Genomic DNA, 19,251 nt, shown 5'->3' with positions numbered 1-19,251 from the left:
CCGAAGTTCCTTTCGAACGGGGGTCCTTGTGGGAGTAGTCCTGCCGAGCGAGCTGGATGCGGCCCTGGACCTGATAGGCATCAGCTGGCCCAACGTCGACGAGGACGACTACCGCGAAATGGCCCAGGCCATGCGGGAGCTCGCCGACGACATCGACGACGGCGCCGCCGACGCCCACCAGGCGATCACCGACCTGATCGGGGGCAACGAAGGCCTTGCGATGCAGGCCCTGGAGCAGCACTGGGGCCTCGTCAAAGGCAAGCATCTGACCAATCTCGCCGAGGGCGGCCGTGTGGCGGCGACCGCGCTGGACGCGGTCGCGGTGCTGATCGAGGGCGCGAAACTCGCGGCGATCGTCCAACTCGGCATCCTCGCCGCCGAGATAGCGGCCGCCATCGCGGCCGCCCCCGTCACCCTGGGCCTCTCGACGCTGGGCGGTATCGCGGGCACGCAGGCCACCCGGATCGCGGTGAAGCGCATCTTCGAGGAGGTGTGCGAGGAGATCGCCGGGCGGATCATCGAGGTGGCGACGGGCCCGGTCCTCCAGGCCATCGGCTCGATGGCGGGCGACCTGGTCCTGCAACTGGGCGGCAACGCCCTGGGGACCCAGAAAGGCGTCGACCTCGGCCAGACCGCGAAGGCCGGCCGGGAGGGCCTGAACGAAGGCGTCGACAGCCTCAAGTCGGGCGGCGGGATGCAGCTGGCCAGCGCGGGCGGCGACGCCGGCGGTTCGATGCAGCTCGCCGGCGCGGGCGGCGGGTCCTCCGGCTCGGGCGGTGGCGGCGGTCAGTTCAGCATGGACCCGGACTCCTACGACCGGGCCGGCAACGGGCTCAAGAGCGCGGGCGGCAAGATCCGCGACGGCGCCGGCAACAAGCTGTCGCGCGCGAAGTCCTCGCACGGCCGTGCCAGGGGCAAGGACCCGCTCACCAATCTCCTCGACCCCATGGTCGACGAGCTCATGGAGGGAATCGGGAAGGGCGTCAAGCGCTCCGCCGACCACCTCGACGACAGCATGACCAGCGGCCTGAGCAAGATGGCCAAGCGCCACAAGGACAACGACGACGAGACCGCCCTTTCCCTGAAGCAGCTCCAGAAGGGCAACGACGGCAAGACGCCCATGTACCTCATGAGCGACGACGGAACGCTCAAGCGGCTGAAGTCGGACGGCGGCACCGACAAGCTGACCCAGGAGGACCGGGACCGCATCGGCCTCAAGCTCGACGGCGACAACGCCGGACGGCCGCTGCCGGGCGAACCGAACCTCAAGCTCCAGGGCAAGGAGCGGCCGCGCCCGCTCAGCAATTCACAGCAGGTGGATCTCGGGAGCACACCGCTGTCCCAGGCCGTGCAATTGGCCCGCCACTCGGACAAGAGCTACGGCAATCACAAGCAGGTGAACGGCGAGGACAAGTTCGAGAGCAACAACTACGCCGCCGCCCGGTTCAACAGCGCCAAGGACGACGACGGCGACTTCGTCATGGTCGCGCGCAGTTCGGGATTCCGGCACTCCGAGCGCATGATCGGCTTCCCGGTCCTCCGGGACGGGGCGGGCGACCGTATGACCGAGCTGTACACGGAAAGAGCCCCCTGTTCGTCCGCGCCGAACTGCAGCGCGTGGATGAAGGAGAGGCTCTCGCATGTCGATGTCACCCACAGCATCGATTACGGGAACACAAAGGAATCAAGAGCGCAGGGCAACGCGGAAATGATGGATTACCTGGATCGCCTCAAGGGGAATCGAGGTAAATAACTCACGTGCTAGCATCGGGCACTCCTCTCATTCGCAAGGCAGGCAGGTCACGAGATGCCATCCCCGATCGACCGGGAAACCCTGGAGTCCGAGTTCGCCCCGGAAGAACTCATCACGTTTCCCGAAGCAGTGGTGGCGAACATCCGGCACGAGCCGAGCGCGCGCTTCCTGCGTGACGTCGGCATTCCGGCCCGCCCGAATCCCTGGTTCGACCTCGTCGACGGGACCCCGGAGCAGGCGAGGCCGCTCGGCGAGTGCTACGACGACCTGCGTGAACGCTGGACCGACCTGCCCGAGGGGGCGGAGGGCTGGATCCTCCTCGGCATGGTCCCCTACGACGACATCGCCCTGGACGGGGTCACCGGTACCGTCCACTGCCTGCCGGGCGACGAGTCCGAGACCTATCCGCTGAACAAGGACGTGAATTCTTTCGCCTACTTTCTCTATCTGCTGGAGAAAGAGCGTCCGAATTACGATTTCGAGTCGGAGCTGGAATCGATCGACCCGGAGGGTGCGGCGGAGCGTCTGACCGAGCAGATGAGGGAAATCGATTCGGCCGCTCTGGAGGTGGGCCAGTCACGCTGGCACGACATTCTGGAGTATGTCGCCGATCCCGATGCGAGGTAGTCGCGATGAACAGCAGTGATGTTCGGAATTTCGGGAGGATCACCGTCCCGCTGACGGTCGGCCCGTACTTCGCGACCGCCGAGTCCGACCCCGTACCCCTGGAGGAGTTCGCGCGCTCCGTCGGCCGTACGGTCGTACGGGACGAGTGCCGGCGGTGGAGCCGGTTCGGCTCGGACCGCGGCTTCGAGCTCTGCGCCGACGGCGAGAGTGTCGTACGGGCCGTACTCCTCGACTGGAACGAGGAGGTGCGTTTCGTGAACGCGACCGAGGAGGCGTTCGCCCAGTCGCTCACCGCGCTGGACGAGGCCCTCGCGGTGATCCTCGGCACCGATCAGCCGCGGGAGGCCGCCGCCACGTTCGCGGAGCTGGAGCAGCGGTTGCGGGCGCTCGACCCTCGGGCCTTCGAGGGGCGCGAGAACTGGTGGCCCCTCGTTCTCGACGACATCAGGGACACCGCGAGCGCGGAGTGGTTCACCGCCTTCGAGATCGTCGACGACCGGGGCGAGAAGCAGATCGTCACGCAGGCCGGCGACATCGGCGTCCACCCGGAGGAGCGGCTGTGGGCCCGGTTGCGGGCCGCGGGTGTCGCGCCGGAGCAAGTGCTGCGGATCCACACCGAGTTGGAGGCCTGCTTCATGCCCGGGCACTACTGCTCGCTGTGGCTCGGGCAGGTCTTCCCCGAGGCGCAGCTGACGCACAACTTCCCCTACGGGGAGACGGCCGAGTCCCGTACCGAGGGCATCCGGCAACTGCGCGAGGCGGCGGACCAGCCGCCGTCGTAGGACGCCGGAGAACAACAAGAGGGGAATCAGCACATCATGACCGTCGGTGCCGTCACACCGGACATCGCCTCCTGGCCGCCGCTCGACGACGACAAGCGGGCCGCCGGGCAGCAGTTGCTCGACTGGGCGGCCGACGGAAACGGGCCCCGGCTGTGTCGGGTGCGGGGAGCCGACGGCAGCGGCAAGAGCGCTCTGCTCGCCTGGCTCCTGGCCGGGACGATCGACCGGCCGGGCATCACCGTGCATGCCACCGTGCCGTCCGAGGGACTGACCACCGAGACCTTCGCCTGGGAGTTGGGGCGCCAGCTCGGCTACGGCCCCTTGTCCCCGGCACGCCTGCTGGACCGGATAGCCCAGGACGAGCGGCCGTTGCTGCTCCTCGTACCCGATCTGCACCGGGCCGGGGCGGGCCCCGGGGATCTGCCCGCGGCGGCACCGCGGACCCTGGTCGCCGAGCTGCTGGAGCCGCTGCTGGCGATTCCCCATCTCCGCGCGGCCGTTGAGGTCGGCGCGTCGGAGCTACTGTCCGCGGACGGCATCGAGGTCGTCGACCTGGGCGACCGCACCGGGGTACCCGCTGCCCACCAGGCGTCGTACACGGACCTCGTCGCGGCGGTCCCGCACACCTCCGACGGTCGGCCGGACTGGGCCGCGGCACCCGCCACGGTCCTCCGGCACATCCTCGACGCCGCCCTGAGCGCCGACGACGAAAGAGCTACCGTATCCGGCCTGTTGAGCGACCCCGGGTTCCTGGTGCACGGCTCGGCGACGGCGCTCACCGCCGTCCTCGCCGACGAGCGCATCCCCGTACCGGGGCAACTGCGCCGGGTGTGGCGACGTGCCGCGCCCGAGCTGACGGCACATCACACCGACAGCGCCGAGCGGGCCGCCCTGCTGCACACCGCGGCCGTGGGCACGGACGAGGTCCTGGCCGAGTTCCTCCACCCCCTGGCCCGACACCACTGGTGGACCGCGGAGTGGAACCGGCAGGATCTCGCGGTGACCGCGCTCGCGCAGATGCCGGGGGAGGAGCGACGGCTGCTGACGGCCGACGCCACGGGGCGGCTGCGGACCTACGACGTGGACAGCGGCGCGTCCGTCGGGGCGATCGGTGCCGCGCCGGCCGTGGGACCCGGCGATGCCGCGTCCGTGGAGCCCGGCTCCTCGCCGCCCCGCGTCCGCCCGGCCGCCGTACGACCGCGGTCCGTCGCCGCGCGTGACGCCCGCTCGGCACTGCTGCTCGACCGCTCCGACGCGCTGCTCCCTCTGGTGTCCGAGGACGACCCGACCGCCGCGATCGTGCTCGGGCACATCGCCGAGCACCACGGCTCGGCCGCGCTCGCCGGGGAGGAGTCCCTGGTCACGGCGCTTGGCAGTGGTGGCACGCGGAGTCCGTACGCCGTCGTCGGCGACCGGAGCGGCATGGTCCATGTGTGGTCCCTGGGCGAGTACCAGGACACCCCGCGCTCCTGCCGTGTGCACGAGCGGCCGGTGACGGCCGTCACCGGCGTCGACACCGCCGACGGGCTGACCCTCACCTTCAGCGCCGCGTCGGACGGTTCGGTACGGCTGTGGGAGACGGGCTCGGACGAGCCGATGCCCGTGCCGGTACAGCAGCGCCGGTATCTGGCAACGGCCCTCGCCGCGGCCGACACTCCCGTCGGTCCGGTGCTCGCCGTGGCCTGGAGCGACGGCGAGCTGCACCTGTGGCACGTGTTCTCGGGCGAGGTGCGCGTCCTGCCGCTGCCGCACCCCTGCGACACCCTCGCACTCACCCCCGAGGGACTGCTCCTCGTCGGGGGCCCCGAGGGGCTGTGTGCGATACGGCCGCGGCTGGACGCGCTCAGGGAGCGGTGAGGCGCCTCAGCCGAAGGGGCTGCTCTCAGGGCCGGTCGGGTCTCCCGTCTCCGTACAGCCAGTCCTCCCAGATGCCGGTGAAGTCCTCCCCCGGCGCCTGCTCCTCCACATACGCCGTGAAGTCGGCGCTGTCCGCGTTGCCGTGGCGGTGCTCCGCCGCCCAGCCCCGGACGATGGAGTGGAAGGTGTCGTCGCCGACGGTCTGACGGATCTTGTGCAGGACCATCGCGCCACGGTGGTAGACGGGGCCGGCGGAGATCTGCGCGGCGCTCGTGGGCTTCGCCGGCGGGAAGGACCACAGGTCCTTGAGCTTGTCCTCGCCGTGGTCGTACAGGGCGTCGAAGGTCTCCTGGGCGCTGTCGCCGCCGTGGTCCTCCCGCCACAGCCACTCCGCGTACGTCGCGAAGCCCTCGTTCAGCCACATGTCCCGCCAGCTCTTCGGCGTCACGGAGTTGCCGAACCACTGGTGCGCGAGTTCGTGGACGAACAGCTCGGTGCCGGGGGCACCGGGGAAGACGGGCCGGTTCTGGGTCTCCAGGGCGTAACCGGCGGCGTTCCGGCGGGCGACGATCGCGCCGGTGGAGGAGAAGGGGTAGGGGCCGAAGTTGTCCTCGGCCCACTCCATGAACTCGGGGATCCGGGCGAGGACCTCTCGGGCGGGGCCGTCCTCGGAAGGCGCCACGGCGGTGTGGACGGGCAGCTCGCCGCCCGCCGTACCGCTGACCGTGGAGCGGCGGATGTCGTAGTCCCCGATGGCGACGGTGGCGACGTAACTGGCCATGGGTTCGGCGGCGTGCCAACGGAAGGTCGTACGGCGGCCGCTGGTCGTCCGGTTGGTCAACTCTCCGTTGGAGACGGCCTGGAGCCCCTCCGGCACGGTGACCGCGATGTCGTACGACGCCTTGTCGGACGGGTGGTGGTTGCCGGGGAACCACGCCATGGACCCCGTCGGCTCGCCGAGCGCGAGGGCGCCGTCGTCGGTGGGGAGCCAGCCCTCCTCGGAGCCGTCGGGGTCGGTGATGGTCTGCGGAGTGCCGGAGTAGCGGACGGTGAGCCGGAAGGTCTCGCCCCGGTCGAGCTCGTCGTGCGGGCGGACGACCAGTTCCTGGCCGTTGCGGCTCCAGCGGGCAGGCTCGCCCTCCACCGTGACCCGCTCGACGTCCATGCCCTCCAGGTCGAGGTCGAAGGCGGAGAGATCCTGGACGGCCCGTGCGGTGATCTCCGCCGTGCCGGTGAGGTGGCGGTCGTCGGGTTCGTAGGCCAGGTCGAGGGCGTAGTGAGTGACGTCGTAGCCGCCGTTGCCTGCCTTGGGGAAGTACGGGTCGCGCACGCCGGAGCCGCCGGGCGTGCCCTGAACGCCGCTGCCGCACGCCGCCAGGGCAAGGGCGACGAGCAGGGCGCAGCCGACGGCCCGGGACGTACGGGTGGCCGGGAACATCCGGACCGTCGGGACAAGGGACGCAGAACGGGACACGCCAGTGATCCTATGAGCGTGGGCCGTGACACCATCACCTCCGTGCTCGACATCGGCTATGCCCTCTCCAACCGCTTCCCGGACCCCCCGCAGACGGACTACCGCCGCGCGGACGTCCGCGCCCTGCGCCACGACCTGTTCTGCGGCGACGTCTACCTCGCCGACACCAAGGCGGACCGGGAGTTGTCCACAGCCTGGGGATGGGTGCCGGTGCTCGACTTCGCCTGGGCCCTGTGCGACATCGCCGAGCGGCTGGACCGGGACCCCGCCGGCTCCCGCGCCTCACGCCCCCAGCACGCGGAACTGGACTTCACCGAGTCCACGGACCGCATGCTCTTCGAGCGCCGCTTCGGCTGGGTGGACATCGAGGCGGACTGGATGCCCGCGGAGGAGCCCCCGCTGACCTTCTCGCACACCGAACTGCGCCGCGAGGCCCGCGACTTCCTGCACGACCTGCTCGCCGATCTGATCGACCTGCACGACGACCTCGGCGAGAACCCGGCAATCTGGACCCTGCAGGCGCGCTTTCCGCGGGTGACGTAGCGCCTGCGCGAGCCTTGCCGGCACAACGAAGGAGCCCCTCCCGTGTGAACGGAAGGGGCTTCTTGTTCAGAGCGCCGGGCAGGCCTTGCACCTGCATTTCCCCGCAGGAAGCGGGGCGTCTTTCCTTGGACCACCAACGCATCACCGACCGCCAGGAGTTCTGGCGAGCAGCTCTGCGTCAATCATACCGGACCCGTCCGGGTGCCGATCACGGACCGGCCTCCACCCGCACCCCCAGCTCCGCCGCCAGCACCGGCGCCAGATCCAGCAGCTGCGCAGGACTGATCACCGCCCCCGCCAGCCGCTCCACCCCTCGCGCGATCTCCAGCTCGGCCGCCCCCCGCAGGTCCACGTCCGTCAGCGTCACCCCGCTGAGGTCCGCCCCCTTCAGCACGCTGTCCACGAACTCCACCCGTTCGAGCCGGGCGCCCCCGAAGTCCGCCTCGACCAGGACGCAGCCCTCGAAGACGACGTCTCTCAGCTTGGCCTTGCGCAGGTTCAGGTAGTCGATCTTGCCGCCCCGGATCAGGACCCGCTCCAGGACGGCGCCGTGCAACTGCGCCCCGCCCAGCCGGGCGTCCACCAGCTCCACATCGCGCAGGGTCGCCTCGGCGAGGTCGGTGCCGACGCCCCGGGGGGCCGTCAGGACGGAGTCGAGGAGCCGGGCGTGCCGGAGTCTGGTCTCGTCCAGGACGCAGCCCCGCAGCGCGCAGTCCATGAAGCGGGCCCCGCCGCCGTCCTGCCCGGTGAGGTCCTCCTCCCGGAACTCCAGGCTGTCGTAGTCGCCGTCCGGCTCCAACGGCCCCTCCCGGTACGGCTCCAGCGCCGGCAGCCGCACCTCGGGCCGCCGCGCGCCCTTCACTCCGCTCTCACCCATCGCTTTCCTCGCCATGCCCCCATGCTGCACCCCACCACTGACAATCCCCCTGACCTGGGAGGAGACCGCCGATGTCACATTCCGGGGTGCCGGAACCGTCGTACTCACCGGAAGGCAAGAAAGGCGACCCCGGGCAAGAGCGACCCGAGCCGGCGCGGCCCCGAGCAAGAGGGAGACCCCAGCCATGCACCGCATCACCGTCGTAGGCGGCGGCTTCGCCGGACTCACCGCGGCCATCACCGCCGCCGAGGCGGGCGCCAAGGTCACCGTGTACGAAGCCCATCACACCCTCGGCGGGCGGGCGCGAACCGCCGAGGGGCCGTACAGGACCAATGAGGGACCGCACGCCCTGTACAGCGGCGGCCCGCACTGGGCCTGGCTCAAGCAGCGCGACCTGATCGGGCCGCTCGCGCCGATCCCGCCCCTGGAGGCGGCCCGGCTGCGGCTGCGGCACCGGGGTGTGCTGCGCCGCACCCCGCCCTTCGCCATGCTCAAGCTGCTGCGGCGCGGTCTGCCGCAGGCGCCCGTCGACGTCGACTTCCTGACCTGGGCCACCGGTATCGCCGGCGAGGAGGGCGCGCGAGCCGCCGCGCACTACTCCGCGGTCGCCCTGTTCCACCACGACCCCGGCGCCCTGTCCGCCGCGTTCGTGCGGGAGCGGCTGCGGCGGGCCACCAAGCTGCCGCCGGAGGCGCACTATCCGCGGGGCGGCTGGGCGACCCTGATCGACCGGATGGCGGCCCGGGCGTGGAATCTCGGGGTGCGGATGGAGACGCTGTCCCGCGTCGACGAACTCCCCACCGACACACCCGTCGTCGTCGCCACCTCCCTCGACGCGGCCCGCCGTCTCCTCAGGGACGACTCCCTGACGTGGACGAGCGGCCGTACGGCACTCGTCGACCTGGCGGTGCGCACCCGGCGCGGGGACGCCTTCGTCGTGTCCGATCTCGACGCGACCGGGTGGCTGGAGCGGTTCACCGCGCAGGACCGCTCCCTGGCGCCGGCCGGTGAGCAGCTGATCCAGGGACAGATCCCCCTCGCCCCGCACGAGTCCAAGGCCGACGGCGTGGCCCGCGCCGAGCAGCTCCTCGACCTCGGCTTCCCCGGCTGGCGCGAGCGCGTCACCTGGCGGCGGGCGTCCGTCGCGAGCGGCCGTACCGGAGCCGTCGACCTGCCCGGCACGAGCTGGCGGGACCGTCCGGCCGTCGACCGCGGTGACGGCGTCTACCTCGCGGGGGACCAGGTCGCCGCCCCCGGCGTCCTGTCCGAGGTGTCCTTCAACAGCGCGCTCACGGCGGTGTCCCTGGCCCTCGGCCGGCACGCCCTTGACCTCAAGCAAGCTTGAGGTCGAAGAGTGGGTGTCTGACGGACCCGAGTTCACAACGATGGGGGACCCCGATGCACGCCATCCGCCTGCACACCTTCGGCCCGGCCGAGAACCTCACCTACGAGCAGGTCGACGACCCCTCCCCCGGCCCCGGCCAGGTCCGCATCGCCGTGGCCGCGGCCGGCGTCCACCTCCTCGACACCGCCCTGCGCGAGGGCGTCCAGGGCCCGGCACCGAGCCCGACCACACTGCCCACCATCCCCGGCCGCGAGGTCGCGGGCGTCGTCGAGTCCCTCGGCGAGGGCGTGGCCGCGCTCTGGCTCGGCAAGCGCGTCGTCGCCCACCTCGGCTTCGCGCCGGGCGGCTACGCCGAGCTGGCCGTCGCCGACGTCGACCGTGTCCATGAGATCCCGGCGAACCTCGACTTCGCCGAGGCCGTCGCCATGATCGGCACGGGCCGTACGACGATGGGGATCCTCCAGTTCGCCGAGCTCGGCCCGGACGCGGTCGCCGTGATCCCGGCGGCGGCCGGCGGCATCGGCAGCCTGCTCGTGCAGTACGCCCGCAACGCCGGCGCCGTCGTCATCGGCCTCGCCGGCGGCCCCGAGAAGGTGGCCCGGGTGCGGGAGAACGGCGCCGATCTCGCCGTCGACTACAAGGACCCCGGGTGGCCCGGGAAGGTCCGCGCCTTCCTGGGTGGGCGCCCGGCGACCGTCGTATTCGACGGCGTCGGCGGCGAGGTCGCCCGCGAGTCCGTGGCCCTGCTCGGGCCCGGCGGCCGGCACCTCGTCTTCGGCTGGTCCGGAGCGGGGCTGCACGACGGCGAGCCCTACCTCGTCGATGACGTCTCCGAGCAGGTCCTCGGCCCCGTGATGATGCGGAAGGCGGGCGGCCCCAACCCCGTACAGACCCTGGAACTGCGCGCCCTCGCCGAGGCCGCCGCGGGCCGCCTCACCCCGGCCGTGCAGCGCTTCCCGCTCAGCGAGGCGGCGGTCGCCCACCGTGCCCTCGAAACGCGCGGAACCACCGGAAAGGTGGTACTGGAGCCATGACCGGCCGCAAGCCCCCGCACCAGCGGATACGCCAGCCCTCTCCAGATGCGACTCGGCGCGAGTCATGGTCTTCTTGCCGGTGAGCATCACCCGAACGGGTGAATCCGCCCAAGACGTCGACCCCCGCCGCTGGTGGGGCCTGGTGATCATCGCGCTCCCGTCCGCGCAGGAGGACCTCGGCATATCCGACGCCGACCGACTGGGGTCCCCCCCCCACGCCTTTAAGGCAGTGGGGGAGGGTGATCACCGCCTACACGCTGGCCTTCGGTGGGCTGCTCCTGCTCGGCGGCCGGATCGCCGACCTCGTGGGCCGCAAGCGCACCTTCGTCATCGGGCTCATCGGCTTCGCCGCCGTACTGGCCCCGTCGGCGCTGTCGTTGCTGACGACGACCTTCACCGACCCCAAGGAGCGCGGCAAGGCCTTCGGCATCTACGGCGCCCTGGCCGGCAGCGGCAGCGCGATCGGGTTCATCGTCGGCGGTCTCCTCACCGAGTACCTGAACTGGCGCTGGTGCCTGTACGTCAACGTGCCCATCGCCGTGATCGCCGTCATCGGCGCCCTCGCCCTGCTGCACGACAGCCCCGGCCGGCCGGGCGCCCGCCTCGACGTGCCCGGCGTGCTGCTGGGCTGCGGCGGCCTGGTCGCCATCGTCTACGGGTTCGCCGAGGCGCAGCCGCGCGGCTGGACCGACCCGATGGTGCTCACCCTGTTCGCGGTGGGAGTCGTCCTCCTCGCGGCGTTCGTGTGGTGGCAGACGCGGGCCCCGATGCCGCTGCTCCCGCTGCACATCATCAAGGACCGCACCCGCGCCGGCTGCTTCCTCACCATGGCGCTCGCCGTCATCGGCATGTTCGGGCTGTTCCTGTTCATGACCTACTACCTCCAGGTCATCCTCGAGTACTCGCCGGTGACGACCGGCCTCGCCTTCCTCCCGCTCACCGCCGCGATCATCACCGGCTCCACCCAGATCGCCGCCCGGCTCCTGGACCATGTGGCACCGCGCCTGCTCATGGCCCCGGGCGCACTGCCGGCGGCGGTCGGCATGATGCTCCTGACCCGGCTGACGGTGCACTCGTCCTACGCGGCCGACATCCTGCCCGCCCTGATCCTCATGGGCCTCGGCATGGGCCTGATCTTCATGCCGGTGTTCGCCACGGCGACGGCGGGCGTGGCCCCGCAGGACTCGGGCGTGACCTCCACGACCGTCAACACCTCGCAGCAGGTGGGCGGTTCGATCGGTACGGCGCTGCTGAACACCGTCGCCATCTGGTGGGCTGCCGCCATCATGCTCCTGGCCGGCCTGGTCGCGGCCCTGATGGTGACGGCGAAACCCCCGGGGCACGGCGCCACGCAGGAGGCGCCGGTACCGGAGAAGGTGGCCTGAGAAACGGGGGGAGGGGCCCCACCGGACCGCGGAGCCCCTCCCCCACCCTCCGTCGAGGGTCGGCCTGCTGTCACAGGGTCAGCCGGCGACCGCCCTCGTCGCCTTGCTCACCGCCGACCCGTCCTTGTGACCCGTACGGTGTGCGACCACCTTCACGGTGATCTTCTTGCCCTTCTGCGCCGACTTCAGCACGAACGACGACTTGGTGGCCCCGCTGATCGCCGTCCCGTTCGCGTACCACTGATACGCGTACGACGTCGGCGCGAGGCTCCATGTCCCCTTGGTCGCCTTCAGTGTCTTGCCGACCTTCACCGTCCCGCTGATCACCGGCAGCTTGGTCGCCTTGGGCGCGTCCCCCTTGGCCACGGTCACCGCCGCCGAGGTCGCCGACCCGCTGACCCAGCCGGACCTGACCGCGGTGACGGTCACGGTGAGCTTCTTGCCGACCGCCGAGGCGGGGACGGTGTACGTCGCCGCGGTCGCCCCGCTGATCGCCGTCCCGTTCGCCTTCCACTGGTACGTATACGACGACGGGGCCGCCGACCAACTCCCGGGCGCGGCCGTGACCTTGGCGCCCGTCTTGGCCGTGCCGGTGACCTTGGGAGCGGCCGTGTTCTCCAGCCTGGGCTGGGGGGTCACGGTGAAGGTGCCCCGCGGGAACTCCCAGCCGCGCGTGATCACGCTGACGTTCCAGGTGCCGGTGGCCACGCCGGTCAGGTCGAGGGTCGCGGTCACCGTCCGGTTGTCTGCGGAGACCGAGTCCGCCTTCGCCGTGACCGTCTTCCCGGACTGGCTCAGCCGGACGGTGACGTCCGGGCCCAGCGCGGTGCCGGTGACCGTGAGCTTCACCTTGCCGCCGGCGGTACCGGTGTCGGGGCCGACCGCGGTGACGGCCGTCTCCTCGGTGCCGCACGGCGTGGACGTGCAGGTCAGCTGGGCGCTGTAGGCCGTCGTGGACGCCTTCTCGGGCAGACCCAGCAGGAACACCGTCGGCGTGCTCACCGGGGAGGAGCCGAGCGCGTCGCATTCGGCGCCGCCGTCCGAGAAGTACATGCACCCGTTGGCCCAGGTCGACGTGTTGTACAGCACCGGCACCGCCCTGGTGGTGGCGCCGCCCGTGTCCTTGATGTCGGTCTCGAAGCGGTCGAACCCGGCGGTCGGCAGCGCCGCGCACACCGCGGTGCGCGACTCGTCCAGCGTGCCGGTGACCGGCCCGTACCCGTACGCCACGGACGGCACCTTGACGCACTCCGGCGCCGGACCGTCGGCGGTCGCGATACGCAGGGCGTCCAGGCGGTACTCGGGCGCCGCCTTCAGCGTGACCGGCGTCTGCACGAGCACCTGGTGGGTGGTGGATCCGGTGGCCGCACAGGGAGAGTTGCGGAAGGAGCACTCCATGCGGCCGTCCCCGCCGATCACCGCGGAGTTGGCCGTGCCGAGGGCGTCGCGCACGTTGACGTGCACGACGTCCGTGGCCGCGGCGGTGGTCACCTGGTGGCAGTCGAGGGTGCCGGGGCCGGCGTAGGCGCTCTTCACCGAGGGCCCGCCCACCTTCGCCGCAGCGGTCGTCGCGCAGCCCGCCGAGGAGGCGCTCTCGGTGACGTCCCGTCGGGTCAGGGTGTACGTGGCGGCCTCGTCGCGGCCGTTGACCAGCACCGTGTGCGCCTTGCCCGGAGTGAGGGAGCAGAGGGTCCAGCCGTTGGTGGTGGCGTAGCGCTCGCAGACCCGCTTGCCGTCGGAGTCCACCACCGAGAACGACGCCGAGGCGGTCCCGGAGGTGGCGATCAACTGGAAGACCTCGGCGTCCGTGTGCGCGTCCGCGGGGATGCCGAGGCAGTGCGAGAAGATGCCGTCGCCGGTGGTCAGCGTGGCCTTCGCGCCGCCCGCCCCGAAACTGCCGGCGGGCAGGACGGGGCAGCCCTCCACGACGTCGGTGCGGTGGAAGGCCACCGCGTACGCGCCCGTCGCCGAGTCGCCGCGATCCTCGGTGTGCACCAGCGCCCGGTAGGGGGCCTCACCGGTGAGCGCGCAGTCGCCGCCCCGGAGCTTGTCCTCGTCGCACTGCGCGGTGCCGGTCCGGTCCAGGACCTCCACCTCGGGGGTCAGCCCGGCCGAGGAGAGCGAGGTGAGCGCGGCGATCCGGGCGCCCTGCGGGGCGTCCAGCGTGAGGCAGTCGTACTGCCCGACCGTGCTCAACTCGCCCTTGTGCAGCCCGGTCCCGGCCACGCACCCGGCGTCGGAGGCACGGTCGAGGACGACCAGACCGGCGCGGGTGTCACGGAAGGGATACGTGCCGTCGTCGAGGACGGCCGTGTAGGTGCCCGGCGTCTTGATCCGGCACGGGTCGGTGCCGTACCGGCACACGCTCAGCCCGGCCGCGTCGTACACCCGGGCCACCCCGACCTCACGGTTCTCGCCCACCGAGTGCACGGTGTACGGGCCCGCCGCACCGGCGGTGAAGGTGAAGCACGGGTTGGCGGTGAGGTCCTGCTGCTCCAGCGTGCCGAACGGGCGGACCGGGGCGGCGGTGCAGCCCTGCGGGTCGCTGAGCCGGCGCACCTTCACCGCGAACTCGGCGGGGAAGCCGTTCTCCGAGCGGGAGACGGTGGAGATCACCCGGTAGGGGCCGTCGCCGGGCAGCACGCAGCTGTCCTCGTCGTTCTCCGGGAACCGCTCGCAGATCCGCTTGCCGGTGGCGTCGGTGATCCAGGCGAGGGAGTCGCCGTACACCTTCGAGCCGTACCTGAGCCGGACCCGGTCACCGCTCGCGCCCTCGAAGGGCTGGCAGTCGACCTCCACCCGGCTCACGGTCGTACGGGTGAGGTCAGGCTGGTCCCAGTTGGTGCCGACGGGGTCCGCGCAGCCCCGGGTCGAGCCGAGCGGCACGAAGGTGACCGACGTGTCCTCGTCCTCCCAGCCGGAGTTGAGGACCTTCAGCGTGTAGGTGCCGGCCGCGGGCACGGCGCACATGCCGCTCGTCGCGTACTCGTCGCCGTGGCAGTCCACCTCGCTGCCGTCGGCGGCGAGCAGCTGCCTGGTCACCGTGTTGCCGCTGCCGTCCAGCGCCGGTGCCAGATAGAGGCCCGGGGTCTCGACGGTGACGGTGTAGCAGACGCTGGAGTCGGGTGCGACGGTCGCCTTGCCGACGGCGTCCCCCGGGTCGCCGAACGGCGTGAGCGCGAGCGGCGCGCACGCTTCGTCGGCGGCGACGGCGGGGCTCGCAGCGGTCAGGGTCAGCGTGGAGGCGAACAGCGAGACGGCGGCGGCGAACACGGCCGGAAACAAGGCCGTCCGCCTCCGTCTCGCCCGTCTCGCAGGCGGACAGGAATCGTCCTCGGACATGGAATCCCCCCTGGATCAGTGGTCGTTGAGGCGATGGTCGCACACAGGTGTGACAGCGCTCTCATGAGTATCCAGTGAGCATCCAGGGGGAAAATCGGCGAAAGTTTCGTCAGTGCCGCCCGGCCACCCGGTCGGCGATCCGCGCCAGCTTCGAGGCCTCGACGCCGCTGGTGAGGCGCTCCCGCCGGTCCGCCGCCCGGTAGGTGGCGTACAGCCCGTGCACCCCGAGCCAGCGCAGCGGCTCCGGCTCCCATCTGCGCACCTTGTGCCCGACCCACGGCAGGTCGGTCAGGTCGGTCCGCCCGCCCTGCCCGGAGTCCTGCTGCACCAGGTCCCGCAGGGTGCGCGCCGCGAGGTTGGCGGTGGCGACGCCCGAGCCGACGTAACCGCCCGCCCAACCGAGTCCCGTCGAGCGGTCCAGCGTCACCGTGGCGCACCAGTCGCGCGGCACGCCCAGCACCCCCGACCAGGCGTGCTCGATCCGCACCCCGGCCAGCGCCGGGAAGAACTCGACGAGGAGGTCCCGCAGCGCCTCGACGGTCGCCGGCTGCGTCCGCCCGTCGTTGTCGGTCCGCGACCCGAAGCGGTACGGCACCCCGCGCCCGCCCAGCGCGATCCGCCCGTCGGCGGTGCGCTGCGCGTACATGTAGGCGTGCGCCATGTCGCCGAGCGTCTCGCGTCCGTCCCAGCCGATCGCCTCCCACTGCGCCTCCGTCAGCGGTTCGGTGGCGATCATCGACGAGTTCATCGGCAGCCAGGTCCGCTTCTGCCCCTTGAGGGCGGCGGTGAAGCCCTCGGTGCAGCGCAGGACATAGGGCGCACGGACGGTGCCGTACGGCGTGACGGCGTGCTTGGGCCGGATCTCCGTCACCGGCGTCAGCTCGTGGATCGTCACCCCGAGCGCCGCCACGGCCGCCGCGAGGCCCTTCACCAGCTTCACCGGGTGCACCCGCGCCCCGTGCGGCGTCCACGTCGAGCCGACCGCGTCCGCGACCCTGATCCGCCGGGCGGTCTCCCGGGCGCCGTACAGCACACGGTCCTTCTCGCCGTACGACACCTCGTGCTCGTGGAAGTCCTTCAGCCGCGCCCACTGCGCGGGCGTACGGGCGACTTCGAGCACGCCGCCCTTGTGGACACCGGCGTCGAAGCCCTCCTCCGCCACGGCCCTGATGACCTCGTCCACGGTGTCGTTCATGGCCCGCTGAAGCCGTACGGCCGCGTCATGGCCGTGCCGTTTCGCGTACCGGTCGCGCCCCGCGATCCCGTTGTACAACCACCCGCCGTTGCGCCCCGAAGCCCCGTACCCGCAGAACTTCTGTTCCAGGACGGTGATACGGAGGAAGGGGACCGCCTTCTTCAGGTAGTACGCGGTCCACAGTCCCGTGTATCCGCCGCCCACGATCACCACGTCCGCGGAGGCGTCCCCCGCAAGCGGCTCGCGCACCTCAGGGAGGCCGTCGTCCGCGTACCAGAAGGAGATGCCGCCGTTCACGGCACCACTGTCCGAGCTGCTCATGCGAGGACGGTAATGGGGGTGAGCCGATTCCGGGAGCCCCGTAGGGTCGCGATGTGATCGACATTCCGCAGGAGCTCGCCGCATCACAGCAGGAGTACAACGGAGAGGCGGGCCGCGCCTTCATCGCCGGACTGCCGGCCCTGACGGCCGACTTCCTCGACCGCTGGGAGCTCACGCTCGACGGACCGCCGATGCACGGGGTCTCCGCCCTGGTCCTCCCGGTCCTCCGACAGGACGCCACCCCGGCCGTCCTGAAGCTCCAACTCCTCGACGAGGAGAGCGAGGGCGAACCGGTGGCCCTGCGCGCATGGGACGGCGACGGGGCGGTACGGCTCCTGGACCACGACGCGACCACGGGCACGATGCTCCTGGAACGCCTCGACTCGTCCCGCATGCTCGCGCACCTTCCGGACGTCCACGAATCCGTGCTGGTCATCGCCCGCCTCCTGGCCCACCTCACGTCGTTCCCCGCGCCCGCCGGCCTGCGCCGCCTCGGCGACATCGCGCAGGCCATGCTGGAGCAGACGCCCTGGGCGCTGGAGCGCATCGCGGATCCGGAGGCCCGCCGCATCGTCGCCGACTGCGCGGCGGCCGTACGGGAAGTCGTCGACGAACCCGGCGACCGCCTCCTGCACTGGGACCTGCACGACGAGAACGTCCTCGCCTCCGAACGCGCCCCGTGGCTCGCCCTCGACCCCAAGCCCCTCGCCGGCGACCCCGGCTTCGAGCTGTGGCCCGCCCTCGACAACCGCTTCGACGCCGACGACGTGTGCTGGCGCTTCGACGCCATGACCGACGTACTCCGCCTGGACCGGGCACGCGCGCGTGCGTGGACGTACGGCCGTCTCCTGCAGAACTGCCTCTGGGACGTCGAGGACAGCCGCCCGCTGGAGGAACGCCAGCTGGAAATCGCGAGGCGGCTCGGAGACCGCGCCCTCTAGCCTGCGAGTGCGCGGCCCAGCCTCAACGGATCGGCCTGCCCCCGCAAGGCGGTGTGCAGGGCCATCGCCCAGTGCGGGTGCGCGAGCAGGCCGTCGCCGGCGGGGTCGCCCTCGGCACGGGCCGCGAGGCCCAGGCCCACCCAGGTCTCCGGGTCGCCGCCACCGCGGCCGATACGCGCCCGGCAGACGCTCGACGCCTCGGCCGTCCGCCCCGTGACCAGGGCGATGTCCTCCGGGCGGGCTCCGCCGACCATGCCGCCCGGGTCGCTGCGCAGGCCGTCGAAAGCGGCCGGGTCGGCCAGCGACCAGCGCAGCAGGACCGCACGCGTGTCGAAGCCGCGGGCCGGAGTGCCCGGGGTGAGGGTTCCGTCGCCGGCCGGTGACCGGAGCGGGCCGCCGTCGGCCCAGGCCGCGGCGAGCGCACGGACCTCCTGTGGATCGGGGCGCAGATGGTACGCCCGCCAGGTCGCCCGGTGGTCCGCGACCGCGAGCTCGGCCGCGGCATGGGCTCGCGCGTCCACCGGCTCTTCCAGCCAGGGCTCAAGTCGCCGGGACAGCTCGGCCACCAGGCGGCGGCCCGGCTCGGTGAGCCGGTCGGACCGGCCGACGGCCCGGAGCGCGTACGCCGTCTGGGCCCGCCACAGCGCGAACTCGAACTGCCCGAGCGCATGGCCGCGCCGCCGCCAGAACCCGGTGACGCCGAAGAAGGCGTACACGCCCTGGAGCAGCCCGCCCAGCGGCCGGGGGTCGTCGCGCCAAGGCGCGTAGTACAGCCCGTCGTTGTCGTCGCTGTCGTCGCTGTCGTCGCTGTCGTCGCTGTCGTCGTTGTCGACGCTGTCGCCGTACAGCGTGAACAGGTGCATGAACGCGCTGAGCTTGTTGTGCTGGAACTCGTGGACCAGTGTCGAGGCGAGCTGCTCGCCGTCGTCCGGCAGCGACGCCAGGGCCGCGCCGAAGGCATCACCCGAGGAGGCGCTGTGCGGCCGGAAGCGCTCGGCGCGTGGCCGCGGCACCAGGGACACCAGCCCGCCGGCCAGCGCCCGTGCCTCCTCGGTGTCGGTCCCGCGCAGGATCTCCCAGGCCTCGCCGAACAGTCGCTGCCAGTCGGCGGCGCGGGCGAAGGGCTGCGGGGGTGCCGGTTTGCGCAGGTCGCGATAGGTGTCGGTGTCGTCCAGGAGAAGGGTGCAGCCGTCGGCGCACAGCTCCGACAGGGCGTGCCAGTCCGGCTCCGTCAGTGGCCGTCCGGCGATCCGCACGCCTTCGGCGGAGGCGACGACCTCGGCCACGGTCCACTGCGCGGAGCCGGTCACCCTCATCGCCCCGAGCGCGGGCAGCACCGCCCAGCCGTGTCTGACGGGAATCTCGGTACGGAACTCCAGTCCGGCGAGGATCGCGGCGCTCGCCGCGATCGCGTGCAGGTGGCCGGTGTCCGCCCACAGAGGCGCGTCGTCCTCGGCGGCTGCCCCGCGCAGCCGGCGCAGCGTGTGCGCTGCCCACACACCCACGGTCGGGTAGGCCAGCAGCCGCTCCACCGCCGGTTCCGCCGTGGCCCGGGCCCGCGACAGCAGCCGCCAGCCGTCGGCGAGCGAGGGCAGCGGCCCGGTGGGCGCCGACACGGCCGAGTCCAGCAGCGCGCGTACGACGAGCAGGCGCCAGCTGCGCTCGCTCACCCGGAGCGCGTCGACGGTCGCAAGACCGCCTCCACCGCCCAGCAGTTCGTCGAACGACCGTGGAGAAAGGGCATGTTGGCGGGCGGCCTGCCGCATGGGGGGCAT

Annotated in this window: 13 protein-coding genes and 1 pseudogene; 9 read left to right on the top strand and 5 right to left on the bottom strand. The window is 71.9% G+C overall.

The window, feature by feature from the left end; genetic code table 11:
* Positions 1-28: 28 nt before the first annotated feature.
* The 4 genes from BLU79_RS05100 to BLU79_RS05085 are packed head-to-tail and all read left to right on the top strand — an operon-like array spanning position 29 to position 5,019.
* A complete protein-coding gene (locus BLU79_RS05100; protein ID WP_093904392.1) occupies positions 29-1,753 on the top strand; it encodes a nucleic acid/nucleotide deaminase domain-containing protein in 1,725 nt (574 codons plus the stop codon).
* A 54-nt stretch (positions 1,754-1,807) separates the two neighbouring features.
* Complete coding sequence (locus BLU79_RS05095; RefSeq protein WP_093904391.1) at positions 1,808-2,380, top strand: SUKH-4 family immunity protein; 573 nt, start codon at positions 1,808-1,810, stop codon at positions 2,378-2,380.
* 5 nt (positions 2,381-2,385) lie between these two features.
* Positions 2,386-3,162 (top strand): nucleic acid/nucleotide deaminase domain-containing protein, encoded by a 777-nt coding sequence (locus BLU79_RS05090; protein WP_093904390.1) that lies wholly within the window; start codon positions 2,386-2,388, stop codon positions 3,160-3,162.
* 36 nt (positions 3,163-3,198) lie between these two features.
* A complete protein-coding gene (locus tag BLU79_RS05085) occupies positions 3,199-5,019 on the top strand; it encodes a hypothetical protein (protein WP_093904389.1) in 1,821 nt (606 codons plus the stop codon).
* Positions 5,020-5,044: 25 nt separating this feature from the next.
* Here the strand turns inward: BLU79_RS05085 and BLU79_RS05080 are convergent, their stop codons facing one another.
* A complete protein-coding gene (locus BLU79_RS05080; RefSeq protein ID WP_093904388.1) occupies positions 5,045-6,457 on the bottom strand; it encodes a M1 family metallopeptidase in 1,413 nt (470 codons plus the stop codon).
* Between the two features lie 78 nt (positions 6,458-6,535).
* Between BLU79_RS05080 and BLU79_RS05075 the strand changes: the two genes are divergently transcribed.
* Entirely contained in the window at positions 6,536-7,036 is a 501-nt protein-coding gene (locus BLU79_RS05075) for a hypothetical protein (protein ID WP_093904883.1), read from the top strand.
* Positions 7,037-7,244: 208 nt separating this feature from the next.
* On the opposite strand, the gene BLU79_RS05070 is transcribed toward BLU79_RS05075, so the two are convergent.
* Positions 7,245-7,928, bottom strand: coding sequence for a pentapeptide repeat-containing protein (locus tag BLU79_RS05070; protein WP_093904387.1), 684 nt, complete (start codon positions 7,926-7,928; stop codon positions 7,245-7,247).
* Positions 7,929-8,097: 169 nt separating this feature from the next.
* Between BLU79_RS05070 and BLU79_RS05065 the strand changes: the two genes are divergently transcribed.
* From BLU79_RS05065 to BLU79_RS05055, 3 genes and pseudogenes are all read left to right on the top strand, one after another.
* On the top strand, positions 8,098-9,258 hold the full coding sequence (locus tag BLU79_RS05065) for an FAD-dependent oxidoreductase (RefSeq protein WP_093904386.1): 1,161 nt from the start codon (positions 8,098-8,100) through the stop codon (positions 9,256-9,258).
* A 53-nt stretch (positions 9,259-9,311) separates the two neighbouring features.
* Complete coding sequence (locus tag BLU79_RS05060; protein ID WP_093904385.1) at positions 9,312-10,292, top strand: zinc-binding dehydrogenase; 981 nt, start codon at positions 9,312-9,314, stop codon at positions 10,290-10,292.
* A 79-nt stretch (positions 10,293-10,371) separates the two neighbouring features.
* Positions 10,372-11,677, top strand: a pseudogene (locus BLU79_RS05055) (MFS transporter).
* Positions 11,678-11,755: 78 nt separating this feature from the next.
* Here BLU79_RS05055 and BLU79_RS05050 read toward each other — a convergent pair.
* Both BLU79_RS05050 and BLU79_RS05045 read right to left on the bottom strand, forming a co-directional pair.
* Positions 11,756-15,019 carry an IPT/TIG domain-containing protein gene (locus BLU79_RS05050; protein ID WP_177000875.1) on the bottom strand — a complete coding sequence of 1,088 codons (3,264 nt, stop codon included), beginning with the start codon at positions 15,017-15,019 and terminating at the stop codon, positions 11,756-11,758.
* Positions 15,020-15,128: 109 nt separating this feature from the next.
* The gene (locus BLU79_RS05045) at positions 15,129-16,535 is read right to left on the bottom strand and encodes an NAD(P)/FAD-dependent oxidoreductase (RefSeq protein WP_177000874.1); all 1,407 of its coding nucleotides are present in this window, start codon (positions 16,533-16,535) and stop codon (positions 15,129-15,131) included.
* Between the two features lie 53 nt (positions 16,536-16,588).
* On the opposite strand from BLU79_RS05045, the gene BLU79_RS05040 reads away from it, so the two are divergent.
* Complete coding sequence (locus BLU79_RS05040) at positions 16,589-17,476, top strand: aminoglycoside phosphotransferase family protein (protein ID WP_093904384.1); 888 nt, start codon at positions 16,589-16,591, stop codon at positions 17,474-17,476.
* On the opposite strand, the gene BLU79_RS05035 is transcribed toward BLU79_RS05040, so the two are convergent.
* On the bottom strand, positions 17,473-19,242 hold the full coding sequence (locus BLU79_RS05035) for an HEXXH motif domain-containing protein (protein WP_218137762.1): 1,770 nt from the start codon (positions 19,240-19,242) through the stop codon (positions 17,473-17,475). The two genes, BLU79_RS05040 and BLU79_RS05035, sit on opposite strands and share 4 nt — an antisense overlap.
* Positions 19,243-19,251 lie beyond the last annotated feature (9 nt).

Source organism: Streptomyces sp. cf386 (assembly GCF_900103585.1).
GTDB lineage: Bacteria > Actinomycetota > Actinomycetes > Streptomycetales > Streptomycetaceae > Streptomyces.
This window is presented reverse-complemented; position numbering and strand designations above follow the sequence as displayed.

What these genes read in the sequence shown, in the direction of transcription:
- BLU79_RS05070 (WP_093904387.1), bottom strand. Translation starts at nt 7,928, where the DNA reads ATGGCGAGGAAAGCGATGGGTGAGAGCGGAGTGAAGGGCGCGCGGCGG.
- BLU79_RS05060 (WP_093904385.1), top strand. Translation starts at nt 9,312, where the DNA reads ATGCACGCCATCCGCCTGCACACCTTCGGCCCGGCCGAGAACCTCACC.
- BLU79_RS05090 (WP_093904390.1), top strand. Translation starts at nt 2,386, where the DNA reads ATGAACAGCAGTGATGTTCGGAATTTCGGGAGGATCACCGTCCCGCTG.
- BLU79_RS05095 (WP_093904391.1), top strand. Translation starts at nt 1,808, where the DNA reads ATGCCATCCCCGATCGACCGGGAAACCCTGGAGTCCGAGTTCGCCCCG.
- BLU79_RS05035 (WP_218137762.1), bottom strand. Translation starts at nt 19,242, where the DNA reads ATGCGGCAGGCCGCCCGCCAACATGCCCTTTCTCCACGGTCGTTCGAC.
- BLU79_RS05085 (WP_093904389.1), top strand. Translation starts at nt 3,199, where the DNA reads ATGACCGTCGGTGCCGTCACACCGGACATCGCCTCCTGGCCGCCGCTC.
- BLU79_RS05065 (WP_093904386.1), top strand. Translation starts at nt 8,098, where the DNA reads ATGCACCGCATCACCGTCGTAGGCGGCGGCTTCGCCGGACTCACCGCG.
- BLU79_RS05080 (WP_093904388.1), bottom strand. Translation starts at nt 6,457, where the DNA reads ATGTTCCCGGCCACCCGTACGTCCCGGGCCGTCGGCTGCGCCCTGCTC.
- BLU79_RS05045 (WP_177000874.1), bottom strand. Translation starts at nt 16,535, where the DNA reads ATGAGCAGCTCGGACAGTGGTGCCGTGAACGGCGGCATCTCCTTCTGG.
- BLU79_RS05050 (WP_177000875.1), bottom strand. Translation starts at nt 15,019, where the DNA reads ATGTCCGAGGACGATTCCTGTCCGCCTGCGAGACGGGCGAGACGGAGG.